Consider the following 20,994-nt stretch of genomic DNA (forward strand, 5'->3'; position numbering starts at 1 on the left):
ACCCCAGCCGAGCGCCTGCGTGATCTACTGACGACCACGTAGGCCATCAGGTGTTGCGAGGACCCCAAGAATCCGCCAGTGAGCCGGGGCAGTTTCGTGGGTGAGGAGAGGGGCAGCGGGGTTTAGCCCATCTCCTCCAACGCCTTGCCCTTGGTCTCCTTCACGAACTTGAGCACGAAGGGGATGGAGAGCACGGCGAAGATCGTGTAGATGACGTACGTGCCGGAGAGGTTCCAGTCGGCCAGCGACGGGAAGCTCGCGGTGATGGCCCAGTTGGCGATCCACTGGGCGGAGGCGGCGACGCCGAGCGCGGCGGCGCGGATCCGGTTGGGGAACATCTCGCCGAGGAAGACCCAGACCACCACGCCCCACGAGAGGGCGAAGAAGAGCACGAAGACGTGGGCGGCGACGAGGGCGACGACGCCTTCGGTGGCGGGAAGCTTGCCGTCGACGAGGTCGGCGGAGAAGGCCCAGGCCTCGACGGCGAGGGCGATCGCCATACCGGCGGAGCCGACGAGGGCGAGCGGCTTACGGCCGACCCGGTCGACCAGGACCATCGCGACCACTGTGCCGACGATGTTGATGATCGAGGTGGTGAAGGAGTAGAGGAACGAGCTCGTCGGGTCGATGCCGACGGACTGCCAGAGCGTCGAGGAGTAGTAGAAGGCGACGTTGATGCCGACGAGCTGCTGGAAGACGGAGAGTCCGATGCCGACCCAGACGATGGGCAGCAGCTTGAGGCGGCCGCCGACGAGCAGGTCCTTGAAGGTGGACTTGTGCTCGCTGTGCATGGCCAGCTCGATCTCGGCGACGCGGTGGTTGAGGTTGACGTTCTTCCCCTCGACCTCGGCCAGGACGGTCTTGGCCTTGTCGATCTTGCCGACGGAGATCAGGAAGCGGGGCGACTCGGGGATCGCGAAGGAGAGCAGACCGTAGAGCATGGCGGGTACGACCATCACGCCGAGCATCCACTGCCAGGCCTCGAGGCCGCCGATCTCGCCGCGCTGGTCGCCGTCGGCGAGCTGCAGGATGCCGTAGTTGACCAGCTGGGAGATGGCGATGCCGATGACGATCGCGGCCTGCTGGAAGGAGCCGAGGCGGCCGCGGTAGGCGGCGGGGGCGACCTCGGCGATGTAGGCGGGGCCGATCACGGAGGCCATGCCGATGGCGAAGCCGCCGACGATCCGCCAGAAGGCCAGATCGTAGAGGGCGAAGGGCAGGGCGGAGCCGACGGCGCTGACGGTGAACAGCACGGCGGCGATCTGCATGCAGCGGATCCGGCCGATGCGGTCGGCGATCCGGCCGGCGGTGGCGGCACCGATCGCGCAGCCGATCAGGGCGACGGCGATGACCTGGGCGAGCGTGCCGGAGCCGATGTCGTACCGGTCACGGATGGCCTCGACGGCGCCGTTGATGACGGAGCTGTCGTATCCGAAGAGGAAGCCGCCCATCGCGGCGGATGCCGTGATGAAGATGACGTGGCCGAGGTGATCCGGATGGGCCGTCCGCCCTTCGGAGGGCGGCGGTGTGGGCGCCTGCGCGGTGCTGGTCACATGGACTCCTGGAGGCATCCGGCAGCGTCGCCGGAGCGTGGGGGCGAGCCCTCCCAGTGGCGCACAACTTCACGCCGCCCACCACTTGAAGGTAAAAGCAACGCAGCAGAGACTATGCCTTCAAGTTTCGAAGTCAAGACCTGTGAACTTGTGAATGCTGTGAGGGTTGACCGCAGGCGGTCTCAGGCATGATGTTCAAGTCTTGAAGTTATGGGGCGTCTGCTCAGCGGAGCCGCTGGCTGATCACCTTGGAGACGCCGTCGCCCTGCATGGACACGCCGTAGAGCGCGTCGGCGACCTCCATCGTCCGCTTCTGGTGCGTGATCACGATCAGCTGCGATGACTCCTGGAGCTCCTGCATGATCCTGATCAGCCGCTGGAGGTTGGTGTCGTCCAGCGCCGCCTCGACCTCGTCCATCACGTAGAACGGGCTCGGCCTGGCCTTGAAGATGGAGACCAGCATGGCCACGGCCGTCAGCGACCGCTCACCGCCGGAGAGCAGCGAGAGCCGCTTGACCTTCTTGCCCGGCGGACGGGCCTCGACGTCCACGCCGGTGGTGAGCATGTTGTCGGGGTCCGTCAGGATCAGCCTGCCCTCGCCGCCGGGGAAGAGCCGGGAGAAGACCCCCTCGAACTCGCGGGCCGTGTCGCGGTACGCCTCGGTGAAGACCTGCTCGACGCGCTCGTCGACCTCCTTCACGACCTGAAGGAGGTCCGCGCGGGTCTTCTTCAGGTCCTCCAACTGCTCGGAGAGGAACTTGTGGCGCTCCTCCAGCGCCGAGAACTCCTCCAGCGCCAGCGGGTTGACCTTGCCGAGCTGCTGGTAGGCCCGCTCGGCGGCCTTCAGCCGCTTCTCCTGCTCCGCACGGACGAACGGCCGCGGCTGGTTGCGCGGATGCTCCGGGTCCTCCGGGAGCTCCTCGCCCTCGGCTGGCGGGGACGGCGGTACGAGCTGGTGCGGGCCGTACTCCTCGACCAGACCGGCGGGCTCGATGCCGAGCTCCTCCAGCGCCTTGGTCTCCAGCTGCTCGATCCGCAGCCGCTTCTCGGCGCCGAGGACCTCGCCCCGGTGCACCGAGTCGGTGAGCTTGTCCAGTTCGGCCTTGAGGTCCCGGCCCTCGCCCCGGGCGGCGGCGAGGCCGGCCTCACGGGCGGCCTTGGCAGCCTCCGCGGCCACCCGCTCCTGCTCGGCCCGTACGAGCGACACCTCGACGTGCGCGAGGAGCTGGCGGGCACCGGCGGCAACCGCGGCGGCCACCTCGGCCTCGTGGCGCAGTCTGGCCCGACGCTGCTCGGCACGCGCGCGTGCCTCCCGTTCGGCGCGGGCGGCCCGGTCCAGGGCGTCGGCCCGCCCGGCGAGTCCCTTGACGCGCTCCTCGTGCGTACGGGCCTGGAGCCGGGCCTCCATCTCGGTCTGGCGGGCGTTGGCGCCGTCGGCGGCGAGCCGGTCCCGGACGGAGGTGTCGGGCTCCTCCTCGCCACCCTCCCCGAAGGGGGTGTTCTCCTCGGCGACCGCGAGCCGTTCGGCCAGCTCCTCCGCCTCGTACAGCGCCTTCTCAAGGGCCTCCTGGGCGCGGCCGGCGGCCGCGGCGGTCCGCTCGGCCTCGCCGGCGGCGCCCCTGGCCTGTCCGGCGAGCCGCCCGAGCTGCTGGGCGACCTGCGACTTCTCCCGGTCGGCGGCGCGCCGACGCTCCCCCAGCTCCTCGACGAGCGCGGCGGCGGCAGCCCGCCGCTCGGTGGCCGCGCGCTGCTCGGCGGCCAGCTCCTCGCACCGTACGGCCAGTTCGGCGAGGTCCGCGGCGGCCTCGTCCACGGACGCCTGCACCTCCAGCAGGCTGGGCGCGGAGGCGGAGCCGCCCTGCGCGAGATGCGCACCGAGCAGATCGCCCTCGGCGGTCACCGCGGTCAGCTGGGGCCGGGCCCGCACCAGCTCCTCGGCGTCCTCCAGGGTCCCGACCACGACGACATCCCGTACGAGCCGCCGCACCGCGCCCATCAGCCCGGCCGGCCCGGTGACGAGGTCGACCACGTACGGAACCGTCCCCGCGCGCGTGGGGGCCTCCGCGTCGGGCCGGGGCGCCTGGGCGGGGACGCCGGACGAGCCGGGCCGCTCGGCGGCGGTCTGCCCGCCGGAGCTGTCGCCCGCGGCGGGGGCGGGCACGGCGTCACTGGGCCCCTGGCCCGGCAGGGCCGTAGCGTGCCGCTCCGCGGCGGGGACGGCCTCAACCGGCCCCTGGCCCGGGACCCCGGGCACAGCGGGCCTCTGGGCGGCGGGGGCGGGGACGGCCTCGCCCCGTCCCTGGCTTGCGACGCTTGCCGTGGCGGTCCGCTCCGTGACCGGGGCGGGGACGGCCTCAACCGGCCCCTGGCCCTGGCCCCCGGACTCAGCGTGCCTCTCGGCGGCGGGCGCGGGGACGGCCTCAACCGGCCCCTGGCTCGCGACGCCCGCCGCAGCGGGCCGCTCCGCTGCGGGCGCGGGCACGCGTGGAGGTACGGGAGCCGGGTCGCCGGTCAGGAGGAGGACCGCGCGGCCGGCGTCCTCCTTGCGGAGCAGGCGGATCGCTTCGGCAGCCGTGGCCGGGTCGGTCACGGCGAGGGCGTCGGCGGCGGCGCCGAGGGCCGCCGCGACGGGGGTTTCGAAGCCGGGGGTGACGTCGAGGAGTTCGGCGGCCGGGCCGAGGAGGCCGGCAAGACGTTCCCGCGCGGCGAGCAGCGCGCCGGTGCCGTCCTTGCGGCGCAGGCCCAGGGCGAGGGCGTCGTGGCGGGCCTGGGTGGCCGCGCGGCGGCGTTCGGCCGTGGTGGCCGCCTCCCGGGCCGCCGACAACGCGGCCTCGGCGTCGGCCAGTTCCCGGCGGACGGCCTCGTGCCGCTCCCCCAGCGCCGAGTCGTCGGCGTCGAGCCCGGCCACCTCGGCCTTGAGCTGCTCGTACTCCTCCTCGGCGGCGACCGCGCGCGCGTGCGCCTCGTCCCGGGCCTCGGCGAGGCGCCCGATCTCCGCCTGGGCGGAGGCCGCCCGCGAGCGGGCGGCGTTGACCTGGCCGCTGAGCCGTGCGAGGCCTTCGCGCCGGTCGGCGATGGCACGGGCCACGTCCTTGAGGCGTCGCTCCTCGACGGCGAGCTCGCGTTCCAGCTCGGCGCGGTGCGCGACGGTGTCCTCCAGGGCGCGCTCGGCCGCCTCCAGGGTGGCTTCCAGCTCCGCCTCCTGTTCGCGGATCCGGGCGGCCTCGCGCTCCATGTCCTCCGGGTCGCGGCCGCGCCGCTCCTCCGCCGGCGCGGCCGTGGCGCTCTTCACCCGTGCGTCGGCCAGGGAGATCGTGCCGCGGACCCGCTCGGCGAGCTGCGAGAGATCGTAAAAGCTCTGCTGGGCGCGCTGGAGCCGTGGCGCGAGCCGCCGCACCTCGTCCTCCAGGTCCGCCTCGCGGGTCAGCGCGGCCCGCAGCGCCGCCTCGGCCCGCTCCTTGCGCTCCTTGAGGGCGGCCTCGTCGGCGATCTCGGTGCGCAGCGCCTCCCGGAGCCGTACGAGGTCGTCGGAGAGGAGCCGGAGCCGGGCGTCGCGCAGGTCGGCCTGGATGACGGCGGCACGCCGGGCGACCGCGGCCTGCCGGCCGAGCGGCTTGAGCTGGCGGCGCAGTTCGTCGGTGAGGTCCTGCACGCGCGCGAGGTTGGCCTGCATGGCGTCGAGTTTCCGCAGCGCCTTTTCCTTGCGCTTGCGGTGTTTGAGGACGCCGGCCGCTTCCTCGATGAAGGCGCGGCGGCCCATCGGGTCGGCGTGCAGAACGGAGTCGAGCTGGCCCTGTCCGACGATCACGTGCATTTCCCGGCCGATGCCGGAGTCGGAAAGAAGATCTTGAATATCGAGGAGGCGGCAGGTGTCTCCGTTGATCTGGTATTCGCTGCCGCCGTTGCGGAACATGATCCGCGTAATGGTGACCTCGGCGTAGTCGATCGGCAGAGCACCGTCGGAATTGTCGATGGTCAGCGAGACTTCCGCGCGACCGAGCGGGGGCCGCCCTGTCGTGCCGGCGAAGATCACGTCTTCCATCTTGCCGCCGCGCAGCGACTTCGCGCCTTGTTCGCCCATGACCCAGGACAGCGCGTCCACGACATTGGACTTGCCGGAGCCGTTCGGCCCCACCACGCAGGTGATACCGGGTTCGAAACGCAGTGTGGTGGCGGAGGCGAAGGATTTGAAGCCACGCAGGGTCAGGGCCTTGAGGTGCACGCCCCGGGACTCTACCTGTCACCTCCGGTTTCACCCATGAAGGTGCAGGGCAGATCAGTCGGTAAGGCGGGGCCGGGAGCGGCGGGGGGAACAGCTGGTACGCCATGGCGACGAAAGAAAGAAGGGACGCCTGAGCGTCCCTTGCATATCTCTGATCTCAACGAGATCTCATCGAGCGAGAGTGTTTCTCACCTGACCCCTTGGGGCTGACATCAGGTGAGCGCAGGCTCCGCCTGGTGAACGTCGAGGTCGATGCCTTCGAGCAGCGACTCTGCCGGGTGCTGTGCGGCGGCGGTCAGCGCGTCGTTCTCCGACTGGATCCGTACCAGCTCGGATTCGAGGTCCTGTACGCGCTGCTGAAGCCGTCGCATCTCGGCGAGGAGTCGCGGGTCGGAACCGCCGACGTAACCGAGAAGCGCCTTTGCCATGATGGATGGTCCTCCACACTGAGTGACCGACCGAAGCGGTGTGGGTCGTGAGGGATTCGCACCCGCGGTGTCCGGCAGCCCTTGATTCACTGCGTCCTGCTGCCAAACAGCTAAGGTGCGCGGGGCTTCCAGAGTCTCACCAAAAAGTTTGACGGTCAACACGATCACGCCCGTATCAGGGGCGACCATGGGGGTCCGCGGCCGCGAAATGTGCGGCGGCGCCTCGCGCATGGTGCCCGGAGGGGCGTGGAGATCATCCTTACTCGCGCAGCCTCGCACGGCAAGGCTTTCTTGGCAACCATGCGTCCATCGACGGCTAACGCACTGGTCACTCCACGCATACGCACATGTCGGCGGGTGTACGACGGGTGTCCGAGGCGCGTCCGCCCGTAGTCGGGCGGAGTGCCGGACGGCCATCGTTGACAAGATCGTCAGCGGATCGCGAATGTCTCGTATCCGCCACGGGGCGTGTCCCAGATCTCAGTCACTCCGTCGACGCGGCCGGGTGTGTCGTCGGATCGGAGCCAGTCCAGCAGACGGTGGCAATTCTCACTCGACCCCTCGGCGACGACCTGGACGCGTCCGTCGTCGAGATTGAGGGCGAATCCTTTGAGGCCGCCGATCTCCAGTGCATTCGCCCTGGTGAACCAGCGGAAGCCCACTCCCTGTACTCGGCCGCGCACCCAGGCGGTGAGCCGTACATCTTCGTTCATGTGTGAAAGCTAACCGGTCAATTGCACACGCAGCACTTCACCCCCAGGCGTCATGGCGTACAGTCCCCCACCAATGCAGCTCACCCATTCGGGCGAGTCACATGAGCGGCTGCTCGAAAGCCGAAAGATCAGGAAGGCAGAGCAGATGGGACGCCATCGTCGCAGGCAGCGGGGCGGCCTCCCCGTACGCACCGGGCTGCTCGGCGCCTCCGCGGCCGTGGCCGTGGGCGCCGTGGCCGTCGCCTCCGGCTGGCTGCCGGGCGGCGAGACGCACACCGTCGGCGGGAGCCGTACGGGATCGTCGAGCGAGCAGCTGCGGATCGACGGAGGCGTGCCCGAGCTGCTGACCCAGGGCGGCTCGTCCGCGACGCCGTCCAGGACGCCGGACGGTACGGGGTCCCCGAGCACCGAGGCCCGTCGCTCGCCTTCCCCCTCCCCCTCCAAGACCCCTTCCCCTTCCAAGACCCCTTCGCCGTCGAAGACCCCCTCGTCCACTCCGACCAAGACTCCGGCCAAGCCATCGGCGACGCCGTCGAAGAAGGCCGAGCCCCCGAAGAGGACGAAGAGCGCGACCCCGACGCGTACGGCAACGCCGGAGAAGACGCGCAAGCCGGTCGGGAAGCCCAAGGCCCCGGTCGCCCAGAGCCGGGCGACGGCCGCCGAGGCGGCGGTCCTGGAGCTGGTGAACGTCGAGCGGGCCAAGGTGGGCTGCTCGGCGGTGCGGGCGAGCGCGCCGCTGGCGGCGCTGGCCGGCGACTTCAGCCGGGACATGGCGCAGCGGAACTTCTTCGACCACACGGACCCGGACGGCGACACTCCGTGGGACCGGGCCGAGCAGGCCGGCGTGCAGGGCCTGAGCGCCGAGAACATCGCCCGCGGGCAGGTGGACGCGGCCGCCGTGATGACTTCCTGGATGAACAGCGACGGCCACCGCGCGAACATCCTGAACTGCAACTACACGACCCTGGGCGTGGGGGTGTACTTCGCGGACGGCGGTCCGTGGTGGACCCAGGACTTCGGCTTCTGAGCGGTCGCGGAGCGCGAACTTTTGGAAAGCGCAGCCCGCTGGTAAGCGCTGTGCGGGCGTAGGGTTGCGGGTATGACCGCAGACAGCACTCAGGAGCTCACGGGCGACGACCTCGCGTTCAATGTGTTCGCCCGGGCCTGTCCCTCGCGCGGGACGCTGGAGCATGTGACGGGGAAGTGGGGCAGCCTGACGCTCGGCGCCCTGTACGACGCGTCCTTCCGCTTCAACGAGCTGCGGCGGCGTGTGGACGGGGTCAGCGAGAAGATGCTGTCGCAGACGCTGCAGGCGCTGGAGCGGGACGGTCTGGTACACCGCGAGGCGCAGCTGACCAATCCGCCGCGGGTGGACTACGAGCTGACGCCGCTGGGCCGGGCCGTGGCCGAGCGGCTGCTCGGCCTCATCCATCTGGTCGAGAGCCGGATGCCCGAGGTCCTCGCGGCGCGGGAGAGTTACGACGAGACGCGCGGCGGCCGCTGACAGCGCGGGCAGAAGTAGCTGGAACGGTTCATCCAGGGGCGGCGGCGCATGACGGTGCCGCAGCGCCGGCACGGTTCGTCCTCGCGCCCGTAGGCGTCGAGGGACCGGTCGAAGTAGCCCGACTCGCCGTTCACGTTCACGTACAGGCTGTCGAAGCTGGTGCCGCCGACCATCAGCGCGGCGCCCATCACGTCGCGGACGTGTCCGAGGAGTTCGACGGAGCGCGGGCGGGTGAGCGTGGCGGTGGGCCGGTCGTAGTGGAGCCGGGCGCGCCACAGGGCCTCGTCGGCGTAGATGTTGCCGACGCCGCTGATCAGCGACTGGTCGAGCAGGGCGCGCTTGATCGTCGTACGGCGCAGGCGCAGCGCGCGGTGGAAGGCCTCGTCGTCGAAGGCCGGGTCGAAGGGGTCCCGGGCGATGTGCGCGATGACGTCGGGCAGCCCGTCGGGGGCGTTGTCGTGGAGTGAGAGCCCGCCGAAGGTGCGCTGGTCGACGAAGCGGAGCTCGGTGCCTTCGGTGTCGTCGAAGCGCAGCCGGATCCGCAGGTGCTTCTCGTCCGGGGCGGCCTCGGGCTGGACCAGAAGCTGGCCGCTCATGCCGAGGTGGCCGAGGACGGAGAGGTCGCCGTCGGCGAGCGGGATCCAGAGGTACTTGCCGCGCCGCTGGGCGACCGCGAGCCGCTGCCCCTTGAGACGGGCCGCGAAGTCCTCCCCGCCGGCGAGGTGGCGGCGGACCGCGCGCGGATGCAGCACCTCGACCTCGGTGATCGTACGGCCGGCCACCCAGCGCTCCAGGCCGCGCCGGACGACTTCGACCTCGGGCAGCTCGGGCACGGCGCTCCTCCGACGGGGGTACGGGATCGATGCCCGAAGCCTACCGCCGGGCGGGCGTCGGCCCCCAAGCGGTCTCCGTGAACCGGCGGCCGAGGGCCGGGAAACAGCTCCGCCCGTCCCCGGGAAGTGGGGACGGGCGGGATGTTCGAAGGGGCGGGTCAGGCCGTGGCCGTGTCCGCGGGAGCCGGGGAGTCGTCCGAAGAGGTGTCGGCGGCCTCTTCGGCCGCGGCCTTCGCCGCGGCCTCCCGCTCGTCCGCGGCAGTGCGGATGGCCCGCCAGGCGGACTCCGCGGCCTGCTGCTCCGCTTCCTTCTTGCTGCGGCCGGTGCCGGTGCCGTACGAGACACCACCGACGCGGGCGGCAGCAGTGAAGGTCTTCTCGTGGTCCGGACCGGTCTCGCTGACGAGGTACTCCGGAACACCGAGACCCTCGGCGGCCGTGAGCTCCTGGAGGCTGGTCTTCCAGTCCAGGCCGGCACCGAGGTTCGAGGACTTCTCGATCAGCGGGTCGAAGAGCCGGTGCACCAGCTCGGAGGCCGCGTCGAGGCCCTGGTCGAGATAGACCGCGCCGATCACCGCTTCGAGGGTGTCGGCGAGGATGGAAGCCTTGTCCCGGCCGCCCGTGCCCTCTTCACCCCGGCCGAGCCGGATGAAGGAGCCGAGTTCCAGCCCGCGGCCGACCTCCGCCAGCGCACGCGAATTGACCACCGCGGCCCGCAGCTTGGCCAGCTGACCTTCGGGCAGATCGGGGTGGGTGCGGTACAGCGTGTCCGTGACCACCAGACCGAGCACGGAGTCCCCGAGGAACTCCAGCCGTTCGTTGGTGGGCAGGCCGCCGTTCTCGTACGCGTACGAACGGTGGGTCAGCGCACGCACCAGAAGGGCGGACTCGAGCTGATACCCGAGCCGCCCTTCCAGAAGCGTGTGGGACGAGGCATTGTCCGTCTTGTGTGACTCAGACATTGCGCCTCTCACCAGCCACTCAGACCGAGAGGACCTGGCGCTTGTTGTAGGTGCCGCAGCTCGGGCACGCGATGTGCTGCTGCTTCGGCTCCTGGCAACGCTCACACGAAACCAGGGTGGGGACCGCAGCCTTCCACTGCGACCGGCGGTGGCGCGTGTTGCTGCGCGACATCTTCCGCTTCGGAACAGCCACGGCTACTTCTCCTGCTTCTCGTCGACGCCCGGTTCGGCGCCGCTCATGTTGTCCTTCTCATCGGTTCCCAGCGAACCGGCGAGTCCCTGCAGTGCCGCCCAACGGATGTCGACGGCGTCGTGGTGGTGGTCCGGGTCGTCGTTCAGGTTGGCGCCGCACTCGGCGCACAGTCCCGCACAGTCCTCCCGGCACACCGGCTGCATCGGCAGTGCGAGCACCACCGCATCGCGCAGCACGGGCTCGAGGTCGAACATGCCGTCCTCGAGGGGGGTCATGTCCTCGTCGTCCTCGGCATCGTCGCCCGTGGCCGCCTTACGGCCCCGGTCGTCGGTGTCGGGGTACGAGAACATCTCCTGGAAGTCCGCCTCGACCTCTTGGCGCAGCGGCTCCAGACACCTTACGCACTCCCCCTCGGCCGATGCACGGGCGGTGCCTGTGACAAGCACCCCTTCCATGACCGACTCCAGACGGAGTTCGATTTCCACCGGCGCGCCCTCGGGCACTCCGATGACTCCTTCGACGCCCAGGCCCTCCTTGGGGGCCTGGACCGAGCGGGAGATCCGCTGGAGAGCGCCAGGACGCCGCCCCAGCTCGTGCGTGTCGAACACGAGGGGGTTGCGGTGGTCGAGGCGCGTGCTCAGGGTTCTTCCTGCTTTCGGATCGTGAGGGGGCTGCCGTACTTCCGTGACGGAATCCGGGCAGCGGCGATCGCGGGCATACGCGCGACCGAAGAGCCAGGATACTGGACGCTTCGCTCAGGGCCCAATCCGGGCCCCGGTCCGGCCGCGGGATTCAGGGCCCCTGGTGCCCCTGCTCGTAGCGGCGCAGCTGCTCCAGGTCGATCATGCTGGTGTCGAAGAAGCTGGTCTCGTCGAGCGCGGCGGCCGGCTGGGGCTGCGGGACGTGCTGGGGCTGCTCATAGCCGGCGTACTGCTGGGCGTAGCCCTGGTCGTACGTCTGCTGGGGCTGGTAGGCGTACGGGTCGCTCTGGTAGGCGTACGTCTCCTGGTGCTGGACCTGGGGCTGCGCGCCGTAGCCGGGGTCGTGGGAGGCGGCGACGGCGTACGGGGCGGGCTGGGCCGGTACGTACGGCTGCTGCGCCGGGGCGGGCGGTACGGGCTGGGGGTCGGCGAGCTCGGCGAGGCCGGCGAGGTAGTCGGCGTCGGAGGTGTGTACGCCGGCGGCCGCGCCCTGGGCGGAGAGGGCGCCGAGTTCGTCGGTGGCGATCCGGCCGTGCAGCTTCTGGCGGCCGCGGCCGACCGCTTCCAGGGTCTTGCTGAGCACGTTCTCGAAGGCGCCGAGCTTGGCGTCCACGTACTCGTCGGCCCGCTGGATCAGGGTCTGCGGGTCGGAGCTGTACTCGGGGGCGTCGTCGTCCTCGCCGTAGGTCCCGTCCGGTCCGGGTGCGCGGCCGAGCAGCTTCTCGCGGCCGCGGTCGACCGAGCCGATGGTCTTGTTGAGGACGACCTCGAAGTTGGCGAGTTTGGAGTCGACGTAGTCGTCGGCCTCGGCCTTGATCTCCTCGGCCTCGCGGCGGGCGTCGGCGAGGATGCGGTCGGCCTGCTCCTGGGACTGGCGGGCGACCTGGGTGTCGGAGATCAGCGAGCCGCGCTCGGCGTGGGCGGCCTCGATGATCCGTTGGGCCTCCTGGCGGGCCTGCTCGACCATCTGCTCGCGTCCGCCGATGAGCTCCTGGGCCTGGGCGAGCGAGCCGGGCAGGGCCTGGCGCACCTCCTCCAGCATGGCGAGCAGCTCGGCGCGGTTGACCACGCAGGAGGCCGACATGGGCATGGAGCGGGCGTTCCCGACCGCCTCGACGATCTCGTCGAGCTTCTTCTGCACGTCCACCGTGTGCTCGCCACTCTCTACAGCTGGTTGGAGACGGACGGGACGACTGTAAGGGCAGTCGTCCCCTGTCCGACACCGGGTGACGCCGTGTCAGCTGGTCACTGCTCGGCGAGCCGGGCGGTGAGCTTCTCCAGGACCACCGGGGGGACCAGGTGGGAGACGTCGCCGCCCCAGGCCGCCACTTCCTTGACCAGGGAGGACGACAGGAAGCTGTAGGTGGGGTTGGTGGGCACGAACAGCGTCTCGACGCCGGAGAGCCCGTTGTTCATCTGGGCCATCTGGAGTTCGTAGTCGAAGTCGCTGACCGCGCGCAGGCCCTTGACGATGGCGGGGATGTCGCGCTGCTTGCAGAAGTCGACGAGCAGTCCGTGGAAGGACTCGACCTGGACGTTGCCGAATTCGGCGGTGACCTCGCGGATCAGGTCGATCCGCTCCTCGACGGTGAACAGCCCCTTCTTGGACTGGTTGATCATCACCGCGACGTGTACGACGTCGTACAGCTTGGATGCGCGGGCAATGATGTCGAGGTGTCCGTTGGTGATGGGGTCGAATGACCCCGGACAGACGGCGCGGCGCAACTGAAGTCCCTCGCTCTCCGGTCCGGTCATCGTGCGTCTTCGCACGTAGAGGCGGCGCGACCGTACCAAAACGTTCCCTCGCCGTAGCGACGGGATCTGAGGGGTTCGAACCCCTCGGGCCAGCCGAATTCCCCGCCTCTGGTGCTGCGCTCCACGGTGACGAGAGCATCGGCCGCGAGCCAGCCCTGAGAGCGGAGTGTGAGCAGGATCTCGCCAAGATCGCTGTCGGAGACTGCATACGGCGGATCGAGAAAGACCAGGTCGTAGGGGTCGGTGGGGGCCGGACCCGTCACGATCTGTTCCGCTTTGCCGGTGCGGACCTCGGCACCGGGCAGTCCGACGGCGCGGACGTTCTCCCGGACGGTGCGGGCGGCCCGGCCGTCGGCCTCGACGAGGAGGGCGTGGGCCGCGCCGCGGGAGAGCGCCTCCAGGCCGACGGCGCCGGAGCCGGCGTAGAGGTCGGCGACGCGTACGCCGTGCAGGGATCCGAGGAGCGCCTCCCAGGTGGAGAAGAGCCCCTCGCGTGCCCGGTCGGAGGTGGGGCGGGTGCCGTTGCCCGGCGGGACGGCCAGACGGCGTCCGCCGGCCACGCCGGCGATCACGCGGGTCATTCTTGAGTCCTTGTCCTTCGGTCAGACGAGCAGACGTTCGCCGACTCCCACGATATGGGCTTCCTCGCGGGCGGCGCGTCAGCCCTTCTCCAGATACTCCTCCCGTTCCTTGTCGAGCAGGGCGTCCAGGGCCGTACGGAGCTCGGGCAGGCGGGTGAGGTCCGGATCGGATGCGACGACGGCGGCGGCCTCTTCGCGGGCGGCGGCGATGACCTCCTCGTCCTCCAGGACGGACAGGACCCGCAGGGAGGAGCGGACGCCGGACTGGGCCTGGCCGAGGACGTCGCCCTCGCGGCGCTGTTCGAGGTCGATCCGGGAGAGTTCGAAGCCGTCGAGGGTGGAGGCGACGGCGGTGAGGCGCTGGCGGGCGGGGCTGGCCTCGGACATCTCGGTGACCAGGAGGCACAGGCCCGGGGCGGAGCCCCGGCCGACACGGCCGCGCAGCTGGTGGAGCTGGGAGACGCCGAACCGGTCCGCGTCCATGATCACGATGGCGGTGGCGTTGGGGACGTTGACGCCGACCTCGATGACGGTGGTGGCGACGAGGACGTCGATGTCGCCGGCCGCGAAGCGGCGCATCACGTCGTCCTTGCCGCCGGGGCCGTCGGGGGCCATCCGGCCATGCAGGATCTCCACCTTCAGGCCGGCGAGCGGTCCGGTCCTGAGCTGTTCGGCGATCTCGACGACCGCGAGCGGGGGCCGCTTCTCCGCCTCGTCCTCGGGCGACTTCTTCTGGGCGCCCTTGGCGGTGTCGTCCTCGTCGTCGCCGATGCGGGGGCAGACCACGTACGCCTGGTGGCCGTTCTCCACCTCCTCGCGGACCCGCTCCCAGGCCCGGGCCAGGAAGTGGGGTTTGTCGGCGGCGGGCACGACATGGCTGGCGATGGGTGAGCGGCCGGCGGGCAGCTGGTCCAGGACGGAGGTCTCCAGGTCGCCGAAGACGGTCATGGCGACCGTGCGCGGGATGGGGGTGGCGGTCATGACCAGCAGGTGCGGGGGCTGCTTGGCGCGGCCGCGCAGGGCGTCGCGCTGCTCGACGCCGAAGCGGTGCTGTTCGTCGACGACGACCAGGCCCAGGTCGTGGAACTGCACCTTGTCCTCGATGAGGGCATGGGTGCCGATGACGATGCCGGCTTCGCCGGTGACCAGGTCGAGCAGCGCCTGCCGGCGGGCGGCGGCGCCCATGGAGCCGGTGAGGAGCACGACCTTGGTGGCATGCTCGGATCCGCCCAGCATGCCGCCTTCGGCCAGCTCGCCCATCATCTCGACGACGGAGCGGTGGTGCTGCTGGGCGAGGACCTCGGTGGGGGCGAGCATGGCGGCCTGGCCGCCCGCGTCGACGACGGCGAGCATGGCGCGCAGGGCGACGAGGGTCTTGCCGGAGCCGACCTCGCCCTGGAGGAGGCGGTGCATGGGGTGCTCGGTGGACAGGTCGTGGAAGATCTCCGCGCTGACCTTCTGCTGGCCTTCGGTGAGGGTGAAGGGCAGTTTGGCGTCGAAGGCGGTGAGGAGTCCGTCGGCGGCGGGTCTGCGGGGCACGGCGGGCAGTTGGGTGTCGGCGTGGCGGCGGCGGGCGAGGGCGACCTGGAGGACGAAGGCCTCGTCCCACTTGAGGCGCTCGCGGGCGGCGGCGACGTCGGCCTTGGTGGCGGGGCGGTGGATCTTGCGCAGGGCGTCGGGGAGGCCGGTGAGGCCCCGGCCCTCCCGGAGGGCGGGCGGCAGCGGGTCGGCGGCGTCCTGGGCGCTGGGCAGCACGGCGTCGACCGCCTTGGCGATCTTCCAGGACTCCAGGCCCTTGCAGGCGGGGTAGATCGGGATGAGCGCGCCCGCCCAGGAGTCCACCTCGTCCTCCCCGTTGTCGGCGCCCAGCTTCGCGTACGTGGGATGGGCGAGCTGGAGGCGGCGGTTGAAGACGGACACCTTGCCGGCGAACATGGCGCGGCTGCCGGGGAGCAGCTCCTTGTGCGGCTTGTGGATGCCGCGGCCGAAGAAGACCAGCTGGAGACGGCCGCTGCCGTCGGTGATGGTGATCTCCAGGCGCTGGCCGCGGCCGCCGTTGAAGGTGTGCACGCGGGCGTCGGCGACCTGGGCGACGACGGTGACGTCCTCGTCGAGGGGCAGTTCGGACAGCGCGGTGAGCTGACCCCGCTCCTCGTACCGCCGGGGATAGTGATGCAGAAGATCACCGACGGTGCGCAGGCCGAGGTGCTCGTCCATCACCTTCGCGGTGGCGGCTCCGAGCAGTTTCTTCAGTGGTTCGTCGAGCACAGGCACGCGTTCCATTGCACACCACACCGCTGACAGACGCGCGCACCTGTGGATAACCCCTGGTCACCACGGTGCCGCGGCCCCTAGGATGACGCGGGCTTGCCTCCCTTTCCCCTGCGCCCTGGGCGTGGGGGGACCCCACACCGGGCTCACTTCGCGATCACCGCACCGGGATCGCCCGACCCGCGCCGGCGCCCGTCCCCCCACCGGCGCAGCGACGATGACTGCTGATCAGACACCGCACACCTTCCAGGTCGATCTGCGTGGCCTGGTGGATCTGCTTTCCCACCATCTCTATTCGAGCCCCAAGGTGTATCTGCGCGAGTTGCTGCAGAACGCCGTGGACGCGATCACGGCCCGCCGTGCCGAGCAGCCGGACGCCCCGGCGCGGGTGCGCCTGTACGCGGAGGGCGGCAGCCTGCGCGTCGAGGACAGCGGCATCGGTCTGACCGAGCAGGACGTGCACAGCCTGCTGGCGACGATCGGCCGCAGTTCCAAGCGCGGCGGCGCCGAGGGCATCGCGTCGGCGCGGGCCGAGTTCCTGGGGCAGTTCGGCATCGGACTGCTCGCCTGTTTCGTCGTCGCCGCCGAGATCCGGGTGGTGAGCCGGTCGGCGCGGACGCCCGGGGCGCCGCCCGTGGAGTGGGTGGCCCGCGACGACGGCTCGTACACCGTCCGTACGCTTGCCGACGACGCCCGGACCGAGCCGGGCACCACCGTGCACCTGACCGCGCGGCCGGGCTGCGGGGACTGGCTGGCCGAGGAGCGGGTGGTGTCCCTGGCCCGGGACTTCGGCTCCCTCCTCCCGTACGACGTACGGGTCGGTGGGACGGCGGTGACGGAGCTGCCCGCGCCCTGGGACCGTACGTATCCGAGCCCGGCGGCCCGCAGGGTGGCGCTCGTCGGCCACTGCCACGACCTGTTCGGCTTCGCGCCGCTCGACTCGATCGACCTGGACCTGCCGCTCGCCGGGGTCCGCGGTGTGGCCTACGTCCTGCCGTCGGCGGTGAGTCCCGCGCAGCGGGCCGGGCACCGGGTCCATCTGAAGGGGATGCTGCTCACGGACCGGGCGGACGAACTCCTGCCCGAGTGGGCGTTCTTCGTGCGGTGTGTCCTGGACACGGACTGTCTGCGGCCCACCGCCTCCCGGGAGGCGCTGTACGCGGACGAGACCCTGGCGGCGGTGCGTGAGGCCCTCGGGGAACGGATACGGGAGTGGCTCACCGGTCTCGCGGCCGGCGACCCGGAGCGGCTCGCACAGTTCCTCGCGGTGCACCACCTGGGGGTGAAGTCGCTCGCCCGGCACGATCCGCAGATGCTGCGGACGATGCTGCCGTGGCTGCCGTTCGAGACGACGGACGGGCGGCTGTCGCTGGAGGAGTTCGCCCGGCGCCACCCGGTGATCCACTACACCCGGACCGTCGAGGAGTTCCGGCAGGTGGCGCCGATCGCGTCGGCGCAGGGCATCGGGGTGGTCAACGGCGGCTACACGTACGACACCGAGCTGGTCGAGCGGCTGCCGGAGGCCCGGCCGGGCACGGTCGTCGCGGAGCTGGACGCGGACACGGTCACGGCCCATCTGGACGCGGTCGATCCGGATGCCGAGCTGGCGCTGGCCGGGTTCTTGTCAGTGGCGCGTGCCACGCTTGATCCGCTCGGCTGTGATGTGTCCCTGCGTTCCTTCCACCCCCTGACCGTGCCCGCGCTCCACCTCGACGACCGGGCGGCCCGCCACGAGCAGGCCCGTGCCGACGCCGAGGAGCAGGCCGACGACCTGTGGGCGGGCATTCTCGGCTCGCTGCGCGGCAGCGCGCCGCGGGCCCGGCTCGTCCTCAACCACCTCAATCCACTGGTCCGCCGGGTCGGCGGGCTCGGCGAACCGGCGCTGGCCGCGTCGGCCGTCGAGGCGCTGTACGGGCAGGCGCTGCTGATGGCCCGGCGGCCGCTGCGGCCCACGGACTCGGCCCTGCTCAACCGCGCGTTCCTGGGCCTTCTGGAATGGGCCACGCACACCCCCGGCAGAAGTGAGGAGGCCGACGGATGACCCTGACCATCGACGCGCTGCGCGAGGCGATGCGCGACAACTACGCACAGCCGGAGGGGCCGGCGCGCAACGCGCGCGCGGAGCGGCTGCTCGCCGAGGCCGAGGGGATCGGCGAGCCTCTTGCGGTCATCGAGGCCCTCGGCCACCAGCTGCAGGTCTACAACTACAGCTCCGAGAAGGCGAAGATGTTCGTCCCCTTCGCGCGGCTCCTGCGGATGTGGGACGAGCGGCCGGAGGACTTCGACGCGTACGAGACCCATGCGCTGCACTGGGTCTTCAAGTGGGTGTCCAGCGGCATGCTGGACCAGCCGCACATCCCGCTCGCCGCGATCGAGAAGTGGCTCGGCGAGATGGAGCACCGCTACCGCCTGGCCGGGCATTCGGAACGGGCCGTCCGGCAGGGCGAATTCCGGGTCGCCCGGCATCTGGGAGACCTGGAGCGCGCGGAGCGGGCGTATGCGGCGTGGCTCGCCGCGGACCGTGACGACATGGCCGACTGCCATGCGTGCGAGCTGCACGGCCAGGGGGTGTGGCAGGCGCAGCTGGGGGCGGACGAGAAGGCGCTGGAGATCTGGGCGCCGGTGCTGGAGGGCGAGCACACCTGCGCCCATGAGCCGCACGCGGTGCTCGCGTCCTCGCTGCTGCCGCTGGTGCGGCTCGGCGAGGGCGACCGGGCCCGCGCGCACCATCTGCGGGGCTACCGGCTGGTGCGGCCGATGGAGAGCATGCGGGGTGCGGCGGCGCTGCACATCGAGTTCTGCGCGCTCACCGGGAACGAGGCGCGGGGTCTGGAGATCCTGGCTGAGCGGCCGGCGTACTTCACCGACAGCGGTGACCCGGACAGCCAGATGGACTTCCTGTCGGTCGCGGCGCTGCTGATGGACCGGCTGGTCGCGCTCGGCCACGGCGAGCGGGAGGTGCCGGGGCCGGCGGGGACGCGGTGGACGGCCGGGGCTCTGGCGCGGCACGCGCGCGGGGAGGCGCTGGCGATCGCGGCGCGGTTCGACGAGCGCAACGGCACGGACCGGGTGAGCGCGCTCGTAGGGGAGCGGATGGCGCAGGAGCCGCTGATGGAGCGGCTGCCGCTGGGAGTACGGGCGGTAGGGGCGGTACGGGCGGGAGCGCCGGTACCGGCCGCACCTGCTTCGGCATCGTCCGGGGAGCCGGCCGGTGTCGAGGAGCTGCTCGCCGAGGCGCGCCGGCTCACGGCGGCCCGGCATCCGGACGCGCGCGGGGCGTGGGCGCGGCTCGGGCGGGCCGTGGCGGCGGACGGCCCGGACGGCCTGGATCACGTGGACGGCCTCGCCCGGGCGGAGCTGGACGACCACGCGGCGATGGCCCACGACGGTGAACCGGCCGAGGCGATCGCGCTCTTCCACGACGCGGCCCGGCAGTACGAGGCGGCCGGCGAACCGGCCAGGGCCGCGGCCGCGCTGGCCCGGGCGGCGCTCCTGCACGCCCTGGACGACCGGCCCGACGAGGCGCTGCGCGGGGTGGAGCAGGCCGTGGCCCGACTGCTCACACTCCACGCGGAGGGTCTCGCAGCGCCCCGGGAGGTCTCCGGAGGGCTCCTGAACCAGGCCCGGATCCGGATGGCGCTCCTGGAGGGGGCCGACGACGGCACCGTCGAGGAGGCACTCACCGCGCTGGAGGAGTTCGCCGCGCCCCACGGGGACGACGCGGCCGTCACGGACCGGGCCGCCGAGGCGTCGTCCCTGCGGGGCGATCTCGCCGCGCGCTCCGGCGATCTGGCGGGCGCGGTCGGGCACTACGCGCGCGCCGCGGAGATCTTCCACGCGGCGGGGCTGCCGTGGTACGCCGTCGAGGCGGAGGCCCGGCTGGCCGGGGCCGCGCGTCACCTGGGCGACCTGGAGACCGCCGAGCGGGCGGCCAGGGCGGCGCTGGAACACGGCGGGCCGTACGTGCAGGCGCGGTGGCACGCCCGGCTCCATCAGCAGCTCGCCGAAGTCCTGGCCCAGACCGGCGAGTTCGGGCAGGCCACGGATCACGCCCTGGAGGCGGCGCACTGGGCGGACGAGGCGGGCGAGAGCGGGCACTTCGGCGCGTACGCCCGGCATCAGCTGGGGGGCTGGCTGCTGCGCATGGGCAGTACGGCGGAGGCGGCGGCGATCCTGGAGGCGGTGCTGCCCGACCTGACGGTCGACGAGCACGGGGACGGCATGGTCGTGCAGACGCTCTGGTGGCTCGGGGAGTGCCTGATGGCCCTCGACGAGCCGCGGGCGGCGGCCGAGCACTGGCTGCGGGCCGCGGACCTCGCCGCCGCGTGGCCGGAGCAGTGGGACCACGCGACGCTGGCGGGCCTCGCGGGCCGGGCGCTGTACCGCGCGGAGCTGCTGCCGGAGGCGGAGCGGGCGTACGGGCGGGCCGCGGAGCTCTGGCGGGAGCTGGGGGACGTTCACGCGCTCGTGCGGACGCTGCGGATACGTGGCTGGGTGGCCGGGGGCGCGGCGGGCCGCGAGCTCATGGCGGAGGCGGCCGGGGAGTGCGAGGCGGCGCTGTCGGAGGCATCGGGGGAGGCGGCGGACCGTCTGCGAGCCGAGCTCGCCGACACGTACCGCCAGACCGGCGAGCTGCTCGCCCGCGCCGAGGACCCCGACCTCCGCGAGGCCCTCGCCTGGGTCGACCGCGCGGCCACCACCTTCGCCTCGGCGGGCCCGGCCTACACGGACCAGAGCACGGGCGCGGACCTGCTGGCGGCGTGGCTGCTCCTGGACCTCGCGGACCCGTCGTCGGCGGCGGCGCGGGCGGGGGCGGTGCGGGAGCGGTACGAGTCGGCGGAGGGCGAGACGGCGGAGTCGCGCCGCTCGGAGGCGGACTCCATCCTCCGCGAGGCCCGCTCGCTCTGAGGACGGAGTCGCGCCGCTCGGAGGCGGACTCCATCCTCCGCGAGGCCCGCTCGCTCTGAGGGCGGTCTTCCCCCCACCCCGCTCCTCTCCGAAACCCTGACGGGCCCGGGGGCTCCGTCCCCGCCCCCCACATCGCGCCGGCTCCGCGGCGCGGGGCGTTCCCGGGGGGGCAGGGCCGGCCCCGAGGCACCTCACCCGGGACGGGGGCGCGGGGCCCTTCCCGGGGCAGGGCCCGCCGGGGCACCCCGCCCGGGGCGAGGGCGCGGGGCCGTTCCACGGGGCACCCCGGGCTGGACGCCGGCTCCCCGGCGCAGGGCCCACCCTCGGGGTCCGGCCTCGGGGCACCCCGCCCGGGACGAGGGCGCCGGCC

The 20,994-nt window shown here is 72.0% G+C and carries 15 protein-coding genes and 1 pseudogene; 4 read left to right on the top strand and 12 right to left on the bottom strand.

Going from position 1 to position 20,994, the window contains the following annotated elements; genetic code table 11:
- Positions 1-122: 122 nt before the first annotated feature.
- The 4 genes from IEZ01_RS23870 to IEZ01_RS23885 form a co-directional block, all read right to left on the bottom strand.
- Positions 123-1,571, bottom strand: a complete 1,449-nt coding sequence (locus tag IEZ01_RS23870; RefSeq protein ID WP_373287665.1) for a sugar porter family MFS transporter — start codon at positions 1,569-1,571, stop codon at positions 123-125.
- A 205-nt stretch (positions 1,572-1,776) separates the two neighbouring features.
- Entirely contained in the window at positions 1,777-5,775 is a 3,999-nt protein-coding gene (locus IEZ01_RS23875; protein WP_189203703.1) for an AAA family ATPase, read from the bottom strand.
- Positions 5,776-5,987: 212 nt separating this feature from the next.
- Positions 5,988-6,203 (bottom strand): hypothetical protein, encoded by a 216-nt coding sequence (locus IEZ01_RS23880; RefSeq protein ID WP_019889765.1) that lies wholly within the window; start codon positions 6,201-6,203, stop codon positions 5,988-5,990.
- A gap of 431 nt (positions 6,204-6,634) precedes the next feature.
- On the bottom strand, positions 6,635-6,916 hold the full coding sequence (locus IEZ01_RS23885) for an acylphosphatase (protein ID WP_019889764.1): 282 nt from the start codon (positions 6,914-6,916) through the stop codon (positions 6,635-6,637).
- Positions 6,917-7,061: 145 nt separating this feature from the next.
- On the opposite strand from IEZ01_RS23885, the gene IEZ01_RS23890 reads away from it, so the two are divergent.
- Together IEZ01_RS23890 and IEZ01_RS23895 are read left to right on the top strand one after the other, a co-directional pair.
- Positions 7,062-7,943, top strand: coding sequence for a CAP domain-containing protein (locus tag IEZ01_RS23890; protein WP_189203706.1), 882 nt, complete (start codon positions 7,062-7,064; stop codon positions 7,941-7,943).
- Between the two features lie 72 nt (positions 7,944-8,015).
- Entirely contained in the window at positions 8,016-8,420 is a 405-nt protein-coding gene (locus tag IEZ01_RS23895; protein WP_189203707.1) for a winged helix-turn-helix transcriptional regulator, read from the top strand.
- Here IEZ01_RS23895 and mutM read toward each other — a convergent pair.
- From mutM to recG, 8 genes and pseudogenes are all read right to left on the bottom strand, one after another.
- Positions 8,393-9,253: a bifunctional DNA-formamidopyrimidine glycosylase/DNA-(apurinic or apyrimidinic site) lyase gene (gene mutM / locus IEZ01_RS23900; RefSeq protein WP_019889761.1), complete on the bottom strand. Its 861-nt coding sequence runs from the start codon at positions 9,251-9,253 to the stop codon at positions 8,393-8,395. The two genes, IEZ01_RS23895 and mutM, sit on opposite strands and share 28 nt — an antisense overlap.
- A gap of 158 nt (positions 9,254-9,411) precedes the next feature.
- Positions 9,412-10,215: a ribonuclease III gene (gene rnc, locus IEZ01_RS23905; RefSeq protein ID WP_019889760.1), complete on the bottom strand. Its 804-nt coding sequence runs from the start codon at positions 10,213-10,215 to the stop codon at positions 9,412-9,414.
- A 19-nt stretch (positions 10,216-10,234) separates the two neighbouring features.
- Positions 10,235-10,408: a 50S ribosomal protein L32 gene (rpmF, locus tag IEZ01_RS23910; protein WP_030496967.1), complete on the bottom strand. Its 174-nt coding sequence runs from the start codon at positions 10,406-10,408 to the stop codon at positions 10,235-10,237.
- A gap of 2 nt (positions 10,409-10,410) precedes the next feature.
- Positions 10,411-11,049, bottom strand: coding sequence for a YceD family protein (locus tag IEZ01_RS23915; protein WP_028798034.1), 639 nt, complete (start codon positions 11,047-11,049; stop codon positions 10,411-10,413).
- Between the two features lie 151 nt (positions 11,050-11,200).
- Positions 11,201-12,256, bottom strand: coding sequence for a F0F1 ATP synthase subunit B (locus IEZ01_RS23920; RefSeq protein WP_189203709.1), 1,056 nt, complete (start codon positions 12,254-12,256; stop codon positions 11,201-11,203).
- A 98-nt stretch (positions 12,257-12,354) separates the two neighbouring features.
- Positions 12,355-12,834 carry a pantetheine-phosphate adenylyltransferase gene (gene coaD / locus IEZ01_RS23925; protein ID WP_019889757.1) on the bottom strand — a complete coding sequence of 160 codons (480 nt, stop codon included), beginning with the start codon at positions 12,832-12,834 and terminating at the stop codon, positions 12,355-12,357.
- Between the two features lie 26 nt (positions 12,835-12,860).
- Positions 12,861-13,448, bottom strand: a pseudogene (gene rsmD, locus IEZ01_RS23930) (16S rRNA (guanine(966)-N(2))-methyltransferase RsmD); the annotation flags it as partial.
- A gap of 75 nt (positions 13,449-13,523) precedes the next feature.
- Positions 13,524-15,728, bottom strand: coding sequence for an ATP-dependent DNA helicase RecG (gene recG, locus IEZ01_RS23935; protein WP_189203711.1), 2,205 nt, complete (start codon positions 15,726-15,728; stop codon positions 13,524-13,526).
- A gap of 205 nt (positions 15,729-15,933) precedes the next feature.
- On the opposite strand from recG, the gene IEZ01_RS23940 reads away from it, so the two are divergent.
- Complete coding sequence (locus IEZ01_RS23940; protein WP_189203712.1) at positions 15,934-17,757, top strand: HSP90 family protein; 1,824 nt, start codon at positions 15,934-15,936, stop codon at positions 17,755-17,757.
- Positions 17,754-20,624 (top strand): tetratricopeptide repeat protein, encoded by a 2,871-nt coding sequence (locus tag IEZ01_RS23945; protein WP_189203714.1) that lies wholly within the window; start codon positions 17,754-17,756, stop codon positions 20,622-20,624. The genes IEZ01_RS23940 and IEZ01_RS23945 overlap by 4 nt, the downstream gene beginning before the upstream one ends.
- Positions 20,625-20,994 lie beyond the last annotated feature (370 nt).

The organism is Streptomyces purpureus, assembly GCF_014648195.1.
GTDB classification, from domain to species: Bacteria; Actinomycetota; Actinomycetes; order Streptomycetales; family Streptomycetaceae; genus Streptomyces; species Streptomyces purpureus.